Source organism: Pelagibacterium halotolerans B2, from assembly GCF_000230555.1.
In the GTDB taxonomy this organism is placed as follows: domain Bacteria; phylum Pseudomonadota; class Alphaproteobacteria; order Rhizobiales; family Devosiaceae; genus Pelagibacterium; species Pelagibacterium halotolerans.
Genome location: NC_016078.1, coordinates 1,772,093 through 1,784,373 on the forward strand (window position 1 = coordinate 1,772,093; position 12,281 = coordinate 1,784,373).

A 12,281-nucleotide genomic window follows, 5' to 3' on the forward strand; every position below is an offset into this window, starting at 1 on the left:
ACGTGCATCGGCCCGCCTTGCTGTAACTCCGATGCATCAATGGCCTGCAACCGATTGCAGCGCGGACGGGACCGTGGCAGGTATGAAACCTCCGACCAACAGCACCCGGACCGCCATGTCGTCTTCCTCCTCCGCCCAGCCTCGTCTCATCGTCGTCATGGGCGTTTCGGGCGCCGGAAAATCAACGATCGGAGAGGAGTTGGCAGATCGACTGGAGGTGCCGTTCATCGATGCCGACAACCTTCATCCGCGCGCCAATGTCGAAAAGATGCGTGGCGGCACCCCGCTCGAGGATTCCGACCGCTGGCCGTGGCTGGAGATCGTCGCCGACGCCATGCGCAACACGGCAGACACCAATGGTCGCGTCGTCTGCGCCTGTTCGGCCCTGCGCAGGGCCTATCGCGATTGCCTGACGAACCGGGCCGAAGAGCCGATCGCCTTTGTGCTGCTGCACGGGGACAAATCGGTCATCGCCAAGCGTCAGGCCAATCGGCCGGGCCATTTCATGCCGCCTGCCCTGCTCGACAGCCAGTTCGCAACGCTTGAGCCGTTCGGACCCGACGAGCATGGCATAACCATCGACGTCGCGCTGACGATCGACGAAATCGTCGATCAGGCGGCTGAAGCGCTCACCTAGCGCCGCTCGACCGTATAGCCGCGTTCTTCCAGAATCTCGGGAATCGAATCGGGGCCGACATAATGGCCCAACCCGACAGCGACAAGCGCCGTACCCTTGCCGGACAGGATGTCCTCGATGCCATCTGCAAATCCTTGATTGCGTTCGACGAACAGCACCTCGTAAAAGCCTTCGAGCTCATGGGCAATTTCCGCGGTCTCGGCTTTCAGCGTCGTCAGATCGCCGTCGATCCAGCTTTCCAGTTCATCGACAAGTTCGGTCTTGGCATCCTCATACTCGATGATGGTCTGGCGCAACACGTCCAGTTGCACCTCCTCATCCATGCCTGACAGCGTTTCGAACTGTTCCTCGAAGGTCTCAAACCCCATAACGGGAATGCCCAATTCGTCTGCCCGGTCCTTGATGTGCATGTCGATGCCGCCCTGGGGATCGAACCCGGCCTCGACAAGCATCAGGGCCGAAATCTGCAGATAGGCGTACCACGGACGCAGCCCGTCGAAACTGTCGAGCGGCACACCATGCTCGTCCAGAATGGTTTGAAGTCCGGACATTTCCTCGTCATCGAGCAATGAAGAGAGCGGTCGGTCGGGCGACATGCCCGATGCCATGATGAGCCCGAACAGGTTTTCGGGCGGATCGAAGCTGTCGAGTTCGAGCCAGACGCTGTCGGCGCGGCCGAGAATTTCGGCAAGTTGCGGACTTTCCCAATCGACCCCGTCGCGCATCATGTGCACGGTGCCGATCATGTAGATCGTCGAATTATCGTCCTCGATAACCCAGATTGGTGGCTCGGGCGTTTGGGCGGCAAGCGGTGTGGCCATTGTTCCAACCAGCAGGCCGGCCGCAATCCTTCTGATCCATTGTCCAAACGCCATAAATTCAATCCTTCCAATGCAAAAGCAGAATGGGGAGAACCCCCGGTCCAAGAAATTGTTTCGAAAAGTTTATCTCGCCATTACTATGAAGGCATGACCCTTGCCCAAACCATAAGCGCGCCGCTTCATCGGCCATGGCCCCGCCGCTGGGTCGCCGCGGCCGGATTTGCCGTTCTGGCTATGGCGGCAGTGGCATTATGGGGCAGCGGATACGCCAGCCGACTCTATTTCGACGAGGCCAATGCGCGCGGAAACAACACGCTGCGTCTCGCCGTTGCCGTTCTGCGCGGCCATATGGAACGCTATGAAAGTCTGCCACGGGTCATTGCCGATTTCGACGACATCAAGGCTGTCGTCGCCGATCCGGGCAATCAGGGCCTGGTTGCGGACGTCAACGCCTATCTCAAGCAGATCAACACCCAGTTCGAATCGTCCGACATCTACGTGATGGGCGAGGACGGCACGACCATCGTCGCCTCCAACTACGACAGTGAAGCGCCCTTCGTGGGCGAAAATTTCCAGTATCGCCCGTATTTTTATGACGCCATCGATGGTGGCGAGGGCCGGTTCTTTGCTCTTGGCACCACATCGTTCAAGCGCGGCTATTATTTCGGCGCGCCAGTTCTGGTGGACGGGGAGTTCAAGGGCGTCGTGGCGGTCAAGGTCGATGTCGATTCCATCGAGGAGACCTGGCGCGGCGGCGATTATCTCATCGTCGTGACCGACCCTGAAGGCATCATCTTCATGTCGAGCCGGGCTGACCTGCTCTACAATTCCATGCTGCCGCTTACGCCCGACCGGCTGGCCCGCACCGCCGAAACCCGCCGCTATGCCAATGCTGAACTGGCCGAGCTGCCCTTCCGCGAAACCGGTGACGAGCGCCATCGCCTGATCAGCATCGAACGCGAGGAAACCGCGAGCGAATATCTCGTGGTCTCCGAGGCCATGCCCGAGGCCGACTGGACGGTGAGCGTCATGCTCGACACCGCCTCGGCCCGGGCCCAGGCGCTCACGACCACAATTATCGCCCTCCTCGCCATTGCGCTGGGCACATTGGCCGGCGCGATCTACGCCCAGCGGCGGGCCCGGCTGCGCGAGCGCATGCACCTCCAGCGCGAGGCCAAGGAAATGCTCGAGCGCCGCGTTACAGAGCGCACCGCCGAACTGGCCAGTCTCAACATCAAGCTCGAAGAGGAAGTGGCCGAGCGCCGGGCGACCGAACAAATTCTGCGCAAGACCCAGTCCGACCTGATCCAGGCTGGCAAACTCGCCGCTTTGGGCCAGATGTCGGCTGCCCTGTCCCATGAATTCAACCAGCCGCTTTCAGCCGCCCGCAACTACGCCGACAATGCCCTGGTGCTGATCGAACGTGGCCGGATCGAGGATGCCAGTGCCAATGTCGGACGCATTTCCGGATTGATCGATCGCATGAATTCGATTTCGCGCCATCTGCGCAATTTCGCGAGAAAACCCAACCAGAAGCTCACAAGCGTGCCGCTCGATCTCGTCATTGGCGATACTGTCGAACTGCTGAACTGGCGTATCAAATCAGCGGGAATAGAGCTTTCCCTCGATATCGGGGATGACCACCTTGTCATCGTGGGGGGCCCGGTCCGTCTGCAGCAGGTATTGGTCAACATCCTCACCAACGCCATCGACGCCGCCGAAACCGGTACCGACCGCCGCATCGCTCTGACGGCAAGGCGCCTCAAGGACCGCGCCATCGTCACGGTCCGGGACCATGGGCCCGGCGTCGCTCCGGGGTTGGCGGAACGGATATTCGACCCGTTCTTTTCGACCAAAGGCGTCGGCAAGGGCCTAGGACTGGGGCTATCGATCTCCTACAACATCATAAAGGATTTCGGCGGCGAGTTGCGTGTGGAAAATCATCCCGAGGGTGGAGCGCTGTTCACGATCGAACTCCAGCACGTCCAATTGCCAGCCATGGCGGAACCAGCCCAATGAGCGGCGAAAAAATCATCCTTGTCGACGACGAAAACGAGCTGCGTCATTCAACGGCCCAGGCTCTCGAACTCGCCGGATTCGAAGTCATCGATTTCGCTTCCGCCGAACAGGCCACCCATTTCGCGGGCTTTGGCTTCAAGGGCATCGTCATCACCGATATCCGCATGCCGGGGCTCGATGGCCTGACATTGATGAACAGGCTGCATGAACTGGACCGCGATATACCGGTTGTCCTGATTACCGGCCATGGCGATGTGCAACTGGCCGTCCGCGCCATGCGCGAAGGTGCCTATGACTTCATCGAAAAGCCTTTCGTGACCAGCCAGTTGACCGAAATCGCCGCCCGCGCCCTCGAATACCGCAAGCTGGTATTGGAAAACCGTGTCCTGCGCGCCGCTGCCGGCCAGAGCGATGATCTCGAACAGCGGCTTTTGGGCCGCTCCAACCCAATGGTGGAACTGCGGCGCAAGCTGCGCACCATCGGCCCGACCGATACCGACGTCCTGATCGTGGGCGCTACCGGTTCGGGCAAGGAGGTGACCGCCAGGGCGCTGCACGACCTGTCCCATCGATCGAGCAAGCCCTATATCGCGATCAACTGCGCGGCATTGCCGGCCAATCTGATCGAAAGCGAATTGTTCGGCCATGAAGTCGGCGCGTTTCCGGGCGCCATGCGGGCCCGGTTCGGCAAGTTCGAGCTGGCCCAGGGCGGCACTATCCTGCTCGATGAGATCGGCTCGATGCCCATGGACGTTCAGGGCAAGCTTCTGCGCGTCATTCAGGAACGAACCATAACCCGGCTGGGCTCCAATGACGGACTGCCCCTGGACGTTCGGTTTATCGCCACTTCGAAAACCCCGCTTGAAGCCGACGTCGCGGCAGGCACCTTCCGGGCCGACCTGCTCTATCGGCTCAACGTCATAACGCTGGAAATCCCCCCACTGTCCGAGCGGCGCGAGGACATTCCCCTGCTCTTCATGCAACTTCTGACAGAGGCCGCGGCCCGCTATAGGCGCGAGCCGACCACGGTACCGCCGCAGGTCCTCACGGCACTCAGCGAGCGTCATTGGCCCGGCAATGTGCGCGAACTGCGCAACGCCGCCGATCGCTACATCCTCGATCTTGGCCTTCCCTTCATCGAAACGGTGAGCGAGAGCGATGATACGGAAGGTGATTCGAGACTGGCAGACAGGGTCGCCGATTTCGAGCGCGGCGTTATCGAAAGCGCACTGATCGCCCACGCGGGCAGCCTCAAGCCGGTCTATGAATCACTCGGACTGTCGCGCAAATCGCTCTACGAAAAGATGCAGAAATACGGTCTTGAGCGCGGCCGCTACCTTCCCAGCGAGGCGGAGGCGGACTGATCTGGGCGAAATTGTGGGGGATTCCACCCGCCAGACAGGCCCAATGTTACCGTTTCCACCCACCGGCGCCTCAAACTATGAAAAAATCGTGACCGCCCCCTCCGGCGCCGCTTGCGCAGGGCCACTCATTGCGCCCCTCATGGACCACCGCCGGGCGATGCGGAGGACGTTACGCGCCCGGTATGGATGAACCCAAAGAGGTAACCCCACGGGAGGAACGCAATGTGTTTTACCACTCTTGCCGCGTTTGCGGCAGCGACCCTGCTTGCCGCAACACCGGCAATTGCCCAGGATGATCGGTCCGACTGGCCGTCGAGCATGACGATCGGCACGGCCAGCCAGGGCGGCACCTATTTTATTTACGGCACCGGCCTTGGCGGCCTCATCACCGAGGAACTCGGCATCAACGCCTCGGGTGAAGTGACGGGCGGTCCGGTCCAGAACTCCACGCTGATCGAAACCGGCGACCACATCATGGGTCTTGTCACAATGGGCCCGGCCTATGAAGCCTGGACCGGCGTGTCCGAGCTGGCGCCCGGCGTCGAGCACAAGAGCCTGCGCGCTCTGTTCCCGATGTACCAGACCCCCTTCCAGGTCGTGACCCTTGCCTCCTCGGGCATCGAATCCGTTGCCGATTTTGACGGCAAGCGCGTTTCTGTCGGCCCCGCCGGCGGCACGGCTGCCACCTATTGGCCGCGCTATTTCGAAATCCTGGGCGTCTCGCCCGAGATCAGCTATTCGGGCGCCAACGATGCCGTCAGCCAGGTCAAGGACGGTCTGATCGACGCCTTCGCGTTCGCCGCCGGCGTGCCGATTGCGGCCTTTGCGCAGATTGCTGCCGAAAACGACGTCAACATCTTCGGCTTCACCGAAGAGGAGCGTGGCCAGATCCTGACGCAGATGCCCGAAATGGCGGCCTTCGACGCCCCCGGCGGTCTCTATGACGGCTTCCCCGAGGAAAGCCCCACGGTCGCGATGTGGAACTTCGCCATCGCCAGCGAATCCATGCCCGAAAGCCTGGCTTACGAAATCACCAAACTGGTGATGGAGAACACCGAACGCATGGTGCAGATCCACTCGGCTGCCGCCGAAACAACCATCGACAACGTCGACAAGAATACCTTCATGCCGTTCCATCCGGGCGCTGTGCGGTACTTCGATGAAGTCGGCATCGAAATTCCTGACGAATTGCGCGGCTAACGCCGACATCTGAAGGATGTTCAAGGCGGATGACGGTTTTTGCCGCCATCCGCCTGTTTGCAGGAAAACACATTCTGGCGCATGCTGTTGATGCGCCATCCGGGGCAGGATCGGCCCGCGGGAGGAAAATTCAATGTCTCAGGACAATGCCGCACCGGCCAGCGACGCCGGTCCGATGATCGCACAGGGGACCGACGAGGAACCCCTCGCCACCAACCAGCGCAGCCTTGCGGGCCGGATCGGCCTGGCCGTCACACTCATGGCCATCGCCTACACTGTGTTCCACATCTATGTGATGAACATTTCGCCGCTCGAACCATGGGCCTATCGCATGGTCCACGTGACCGGCGGGCTTTTCATCGGCTTTCTCACCTATTCGGCGCTTACCCTCAATCCCGAGGCGCCCGCCGTGGCCCGCAGCCGCAGCCCCATTGAGTGGGGGGTGATCGGGGTCGCTGCCGCTGGTGTCCTCTATGGCGCTGTCATGGTGGGCTACGCCTGGGCCGGCCGCTGGTTCGGCTTTGCGCCCATGCCCGACGCCTTCGTATTCGGCACCTACGGCCTGCCGCTGCTCATTGGCACCATTGCCGCGGTCGCCGCCGCATGGCTGTTTTCCGACCGCGATCGCGAGCGTGTGCATCCGGCAGACTGGTTGCTGGGCATCGCCGCGCTCGCCATGTTCGGCTATATCATCTTCAACGTCGGCGCCCTGCGCCTGCGCGCCGGCACGGGCATGGCCCAGACCGCCGACTTCTACGCCGCCCTGGTCGGGGTCATCCTGATCCTTGAGCTCACCCGCCGCGTTGCCGGACTGGCCCTGGTCATCATCGCCGGCATCTTTATCGCCTACTCCTTCGTCGGCCCCTGGCTGCCGGGCTTTCTGACCCATCGCGGCTATACCGCCGAGCGGTTCTTCACCTATATCTTCACCGACCAGGGCATCCTGGGCGATCCGATTGCGGTCTCCTCGACCTATATCATCCTGTTCATCGTCTTCGCCGCCTTTCTCCAGGCTTCCCGCGTCGGCGATTATTTCGTCAACTTCGCCTTTGCCGCAGCGGGCAACATGCGCGGCGGTCCCGCCAAGGTCGCGGTCTTCGCCTCGGGCCTGATGGGCATGATCAACGGCACATCGGCCGGCAATGTGGTCGCGACAGGTTCGCTCACCATCCCGCTGATGAAAAAGGTCGGCTATCCGTCAAAAAGCGCTGCGGCCATCGAGGCCACCGCATCCTCGGGCGGGCAGATCCTGCCCCCGATCATGGGCGCCGGCGCCTTCATCATGGCCGAGGTGACGGGCATTCCCTATACCGAGATCGTGGTCGCGGCGATCATCCCCGCGCTGCTCTATTTCGTCTCGGTCTATTTCATGGTCGATCTGCAGGCGACCAAGCTCGGCATGAAAGGTATCCCGAAAGCCGAACTCCCCAAATTCCGGGCGCTGGCCAAACAGGCCTTCCTCTTCCTGCCGATTATCATCCTGATCTATACGCTGTTCGCGGGCTATTCGGTGATCCGCGCCGGAACGGTCGCAATGGCCTCCGCCGCTGTGGTGTCCTGGCTCACGCCCTATCGCATGGGTCCCACCGCCGTCCTCAAGGCGCTCGAACTCGGCGCCAAGATGTCCATCCAGCTCGTCGCGGTCTGTGCCGCTGCCGGTATCATCGTGGGCGTGATCGCTCTGACCGGCGTGGGCGCGCGGTTCTCCTCGCTCCTGCTCGGCATTGCCGAACAGAACCAGTTGATCGCGCTGTTCTTTGCCATGTGCATCTCGATCATCCTCGGCATGGGCATGCCAACGACCGCGGCATACGCGGTGGCTGCCGCCGTGGTCGCCCCGGGCCTGATCCAGTTGGGCATCCCTGTCCTCGTGGCCCACTTCTTCGTCTTTTACTATGCAGTGATGTCGGCGATTACCCCGCCCGTGGCGCTGGCCGCCTATGCCGGTGCGGGACTGTCGGGGTCCGATCCGATGAAGACCTCCGTGGAAGCCTTCAAGATCGGGCTGGCCGCCTTCATCGTGCCGTTCATGTTCTTTTACAGCCATGAACTGCTCATGCAGGGCGAATGGATCGACATCGCGCGCGTCGTCGGCACCGCATTGCTGGGCATGTACCTGCTGTCGGCCTCGGTACAAGGTTACTATTTCGGTGCCATCGGCATTATCTTGCGGATCGTTCTTTTGATCGCCGCGCTCGCGATGATCGAAGGCACCTGGTACACCGACCTGTTCGGCCTCGCCGTCGCGGTCGGACTGTTCTTCTACCAGAAGCGTGTCGTGACGCCGCGAACGCTGGCCAAGGGCGCGGATTGACGTCCTCAGCCTCTTAAGACACGAAGGCCGCCTCTTGCCGGGGCGGCCTTTTCTATTTGCGGCCGGTTCAGTGCTTGCGGATCGCGTCCTTTACCTTGCCGGCCTTTTGCTCGATATCGCCCCTGGCCCTGTCCATCTTTCCTTCGGCCTGGAGTTTCTTGTTGTTGGTGGTCCTGCCCACCACTTCCTTGACCGCTCCCCTCGCCTTGTTTCCGGCGCCTTTGACTTCGTCTTTGTGCATTTCACACCGTCATCAAACGGCAGCATGATTGCTCCGCGCCCTGTAAACGCAGTCTGATCGCGCCGGTTCCTATTAGGCCCGATCAAGAAATCCGTGGCGCGGGTGCCGTCATCATTGCTGCCGCGCCGCCCAGCTTTTCATCGCCGCCGCAAGATATTGGGCAAACCCGGTCTCTATGCTTTCATAGCGCGCAACGAAGTCGGGATGGGCCAGATAGACATCGGCAAGCCCCGCATAGGCCGAAACCGGCGCCGGCTGGTTCCAGCTCGATTGCACCCAGTTCCAGTGGCGGGCGATCATCGATTCCAGGGCGTGCGATTGCGGCGGGATGCCCTTGCGAAGCGCTTCGGCGAGTCCTTCCTCGATGGTTCGCAATTCGTCCATCGCAGCCTGCCGTTTCGCGTCGGAAAGCTGGTCCATCCTGCGGAGGGAGACAGCGATATCGGTCTTGATGTCCGGCCCGAACCGCTGTTCGAGCCAGGCTTCGTATTCGGCCTGCTTTTGGGGGTCGACCACCCCTGAATACAAATCGGCGTCCTTCATGGCGCGATCTCCTTTGATTTCGGCGATCGTGCGGTCGATCGTCCTGAGCATGGAGGTGAGCCGGCCCGCCTGCTCGACAACCCGGATGCGCTGGCTCTCCAGCGCGGCCAGACGATCGAATGCCGGGTCATCGAGGATGGCCCCGATCTGGGCAAGGGGAATATCCAGCTCGCGATGGATCAGGATCTGCTGCAGGCGCAGCAATTCCGCGCGGCCGTAATAGCGGTAGCCGTTCTCACCAATATGGGCAGGCTTGAGCAGGCCGATATTGTCATAATGATGCAATGTCCGGATCGAAATCCGGGCCATCTGCGCCACCTGTTTGACGGTGTATCGTTCCATGGGCTCTCTCCTGCACCATCCGCAGGACAAGCTCATAGGCCCTCACGCAACGTGAGGGTCAACCGCCCGCAGAATTTTCCTGCAATTTTATCTTTGCCGCAAACCGGCGATTCAGAGCGTTTTCAATCTGCTCCTTTATCGCGCCCGGCGTTTACCATCTGGCCGTGCCACGTCGTGTAGCGTCAGCAAACAGAGATTTTCCAGAATGGGAAATGGCCATGAAAATCCCGACTCGAAACGAACTGGCAGTCATGCTGGTCTGGGCATTCCGCGACGAGAAGGTCGAGTCCGCAATCAACCCGCACGCCGATGCGCTCACGCTCTATTGCAACGTCATGGCCCTGCCCGTCGCCGAGGCGGCGGCAGTCGTTTCCCATGCACGCGCCGGCGATGTTTCCCCGGCTGACCCAGTAGCGCTGGCGCGCTGGACGCGCGGGCTCATGCTGCTGCGCGAAATGCTGGCCCAGCCCATGTGCACGCTTTCCATTGCCGAACCCGAAACCATGGCCCAGGCAAGCGTCGCGGCTTAACCAGTAAGGCAAGGCTGAGGCGCATCGCCCAGATTGGGGCGTCCATTATCGCCCATTTGGCCGACTGGCCCCGGCTTTCGATCTCGTTTCGTGATCGAAGTCTCGCCACAGTCTGCCCTGACGGACACAAAATATCCCCATAAATTCCGCTGCATGGCCGTATCGGGGTCCCAAGCTCGCCATTGCACCCGCTCACGATGTGTTCACGGTTTCGCGATCAACGAGACCGGCCCCGGCATCCTGCCGGGTGCGTTCGAATGAATGGCCGGCACCACCGGACCACATCACATGGAGCACAACCCCATGAACAAGACAGTTCTTTCCCTTGCCGCGCTTATTGGCCTTTCTGCTACCGGCGGCGCGCTTGCCCAGGGCCTCGATTTCAACTCGCTCGATGCCAATGCCGATGGCGCCATAAGCATGGAAGAGTTGCAGGTCGCGATCCCCGATCTCACGCCGGAGAGCTTTGCCATGCTCGATACCGATGCAGACGGTGCGCTGTCGTCTGAGGAATTCGCGGCCCTTATACCGGCCACCGAAGCTCCGGCAAACACCATGGAAGCGCCGGCGGTTGATGGTGCCGTCGAAGCGCCCCTGGCGCAGTAAGGAAACATTTCGGGGGCGTTCCTCCCGCGCCCCCATCCTGGTGCAGACCTCCTCCCGGTCGGCCGCTCCGCTCTGGCGGGGTGGCCGATTTTGTGTCAGAGGCAGAACGCCTCGCGCCGCCAGGCGTTTGGCTATGGCAATGCGTTTCCGGAGAATGATCATGGCACGCTATCTTACCGCACTTTGCGCGTTGGCACTCACCGCAACCCTTGCCGCATGTTCCGAAGGAGAAGCGCCAGAGGCGGTTGCCGAAGCCGGCACAGCTGATGCCTCAGACGCGCCCTCACCTGAACCGGCGCCGTTCTATGTCGGCCAATGGGCCGCCGATCCGGTCTGGTGCACCGACCAGACCGACGGTTTCCCGATCATCATAACCGAGGCCCGCTTCGAGGGCCGCGAGAATATCTGCGAAATGGCAGATATCGAGACCACGCCCGAAGGTGGAGCAACAGCGCGGTTGACCTGTCAGTCCGAGGGGGAAACGATCGAGGAGCCCATCACCTTCGCCCAGGCCGGCGATCAGATCGCCATCGTCTGGCCGGATCGCGGGACCGAGGCGACGCTGTTCTCACGCTGTGAGTGATTGGTGCGGGCGGCGGGACTTGAACCCGCACGGAGATACCTCCTCAGGATTTTAAGTCCTGTGTGTCTACCATTCCACCACGCCCGCGCGGCACAAACCTATAGGTTGCGGGATCGGTTTTGGAAAGGTCTGCGCTACACGCAATCCTGTTGTTCCCGCAGTCTGTTCAAAATCCTTTTAAAAAGTGCAACAACCCTACCCTATGGTGCAGTTTGTTACTTTCGATAGGAGGGTTCGTAATGCCGATAACGACCAAGCACGGGCTGGCTTGTCTGGCGCTTCTCGCCGCCACTCTTCCGGCTTCCGCCGCCACCGTCACTGTTCAATCGGGTGATACCCTCTCGTCCATTGCAGCCCGCGAACTGGGCAACGACCGCCTCTGGCCGGCCCTGTGCGAGGCGAATGCCGATGTGCTTGAAGGCAATTGCGACAGACTGCCCATAGGCACCGTGATCTCCCTGCCGGGCCAATCCGAACCCGAGCCGACCCAAGCGACGGACGAAACGCCGGCGCAACCGGCATCCGAAGCATCCGCTGAACCCGATGTGGAACCGGCCGCCCAAGAAGCTGTCGAACCCGTTGCGGAACCGGAAACCGAAGCGCCCGCCGAATCAGGCACTGAAAGCCCTGATCTGCCAGGCACTTATGTCGCGGCATGGAGCGACCTTCCCGATCCGGTCATTCCCAGAGGCTTCACTGTCGAACGGCGCGATGACGCACTTCGCCTTTCCGGCAGTACCGAAAATACCTATTCGACCGGCAGAACCGGCGGCATAGCGTTTCGCTTGCCCGACGCGGTGGAACAGGCGGTAAGCGGAAAGACGATCCGCATTCATATTCTTGCCGTCCCCGTCGGGGGCGCCAGTGCCGATATCGAAGCTGCCTATTCCACAAACGAAGTCGGAAACAGCGGCTGGCGCCCGATAACCGTCGGCGATGGCCCAGCCATGTTCCGCTATGCGGTCAGAGAGATCGAGCAGGGCAAAGGAGATTTTGTCGGCATTTTTCCCGACCCTGAGGGCACAGGACAGGTCATCGATCTTCTGGCGCTCTCGATCGAGATTGTGGACTGATCGCCAGA

General features: G+C 61.2%; 12 protein-coding genes and 1 tRNA gene. 9 read left to right on the forward strand and 4 right to left on the reverse strand.

From position 1 onward, the window contains the following. The first annotated feature begins 115 nt into the window (after positions 1–115). Positions 116–637 (forward strand): gluconokinase, encoded by a 522-nt coding sequence (locus KKY_RS08660; RefSeq protein WP_014130947.1) that lies wholly within the window; start codon positions 116–118, stop codon positions 635–637. On the opposite strand, the gene KKY_RS08665 is transcribed toward KKY_RS08660, so the two are convergent. Further along, entirely contained in the window at positions 634–1,512 is an 879-nt protein-coding gene (locus KKY_RS08665; protein ID WP_014130948.1) for a TraB/GumN family protein, read from the reverse strand. The two genes, KKY_RS08660 and KKY_RS08665, sit on opposite strands and share 4 nt — an antisense overlap. 93 nt (positions 1,513–1,605) lie before the next feature. Between KKY_RS08665 and KKY_RS08670 the strand changes: the two genes are divergently transcribed. The 4 genes from KKY_RS08670 (at position 1,606) to KKY_RS08685 (ending at position 8,355) form a co-directional block, all read left to right on the forward strand. Continuing rightward, complete coding sequence (locus KKY_RS08670) at positions 1,606–3,477, forward strand: sensor histidine kinase (protein WP_014130949.1); 1,872 nt, start codon at positions 1,606–1,608, stop codon at positions 3,475–3,477. Then, positions 3,474–4,841, forward strand: a complete 1,368-nt coding sequence (locus tag KKY_RS08675) for a sigma-54-dependent transcriptional regulator (protein ID WP_014130950.1) — start codon at positions 3,474–3,476, stop codon at positions 4,839–4,841. The genes KKY_RS08670 and KKY_RS08675 overlap by 4 nt, the downstream gene beginning before the upstream one ends. Before the next feature lie 222 nt (positions 4,842–5,063). Next, positions 5,064–6,041: a TAXI family TRAP transporter solute-binding subunit gene (locus tag KKY_RS08680; protein ID WP_014130952.1), complete on the forward strand. Its 978-nt coding sequence runs from the start codon at positions 5,064–5,066 to the stop codon at positions 6,039–6,041. 133 nt (positions 6,042–6,174) lie between these two features. Continuing rightward, positions 6,175–8,355 carry a TRAP transporter permease gene (locus tag KKY_RS08685; protein WP_014130953.1) on the forward strand — a complete coding sequence of 727 codons (2,181 nt, stop codon included), beginning with the start codon at positions 6,175–6,177 and terminating at the stop codon, positions 8,353–8,355. A gap of 67 nt (positions 8,356–8,422) precedes the next feature. Here KKY_RS08685 and KKY_RS08690 read toward each other — a convergent pair whose 3' ends face one another. Together KKY_RS08690 and KKY_RS08695 are read right to left on the reverse strand one after the other, a co-directional pair. Continuing rightward, a complete protein-coding gene (locus KKY_RS08690) occupies positions 8,423–8,596 on the reverse strand; it encodes a CsbD family protein (protein ID WP_014130954.1) in 174 nt (57 codons plus the stop codon). Positions 8,597–8,707: 111 nt separating this feature from the next. Then, positions 8,708–9,481 carry a MerR family transcriptional regulator gene (locus tag KKY_RS08695; RefSeq protein WP_014130955.1) on the reverse strand — a complete coding sequence of 258 codons (774 nt, stop codon included), beginning with the start codon at positions 9,479–9,481 and terminating at the stop codon, positions 8,708–8,710. A gap of 218 nt (positions 9,482–9,699) precedes the next feature. On the opposite strand from KKY_RS08695, the gene KKY_RS08700 reads away from it, so the two are divergent. From KKY_RS08700 to KKY_RS08710, 3 genes are all read left to right on the forward strand, one after another. After that, positions 9,700–10,011, forward strand: a complete 312-nt coding sequence (locus KKY_RS08700; RefSeq protein ID WP_014130956.1) for a hypothetical protein — start codon at positions 9,700–9,702, stop codon at positions 10,009–10,011. Positions 10,012–10,314: 303 nt separating this feature from the next. Continuing rightward, positions 10,315–10,617, forward strand: a complete 303-nt coding sequence (locus KKY_RS08705) for an EF-hand domain-containing protein (protein WP_158308063.1) — start codon at positions 10,315–10,317, stop codon at positions 10,615–10,617. A 160-nt stretch (positions 10,618–10,777) separates the two neighbouring features. Then, a complete protein-coding gene (locus KKY_RS08710) occupies positions 10,778–11,200 on the forward strand; it encodes a hypothetical protein (protein ID WP_139305020.1) in 423 nt (140 codons plus the stop codon). Between the two features lies 1 nt (position 11,201). Here KKY_RS08710 and KKY_RS08715 read toward each other — a convergent pair. Continuing rightward, positions 11,202–11,287, reverse strand: a tRNA-Leu gene (locus tag KKY_RS08715). Positions 11,288–11,439: 152 nt separating this feature from the next. Here KKY_RS08715 and KKY_RS08720 point away from each other — a divergent pair. After that, a complete protein-coding gene (locus KKY_RS08720; protein WP_014130959.1) occupies positions 11,440–12,273 on the forward strand; it encodes a LysM peptidoglycan-binding domain-containing protein in 834 nt (277 codons plus the stop codon). Positions 12,274–12,281: the final 8 nt, after the last annotated feature.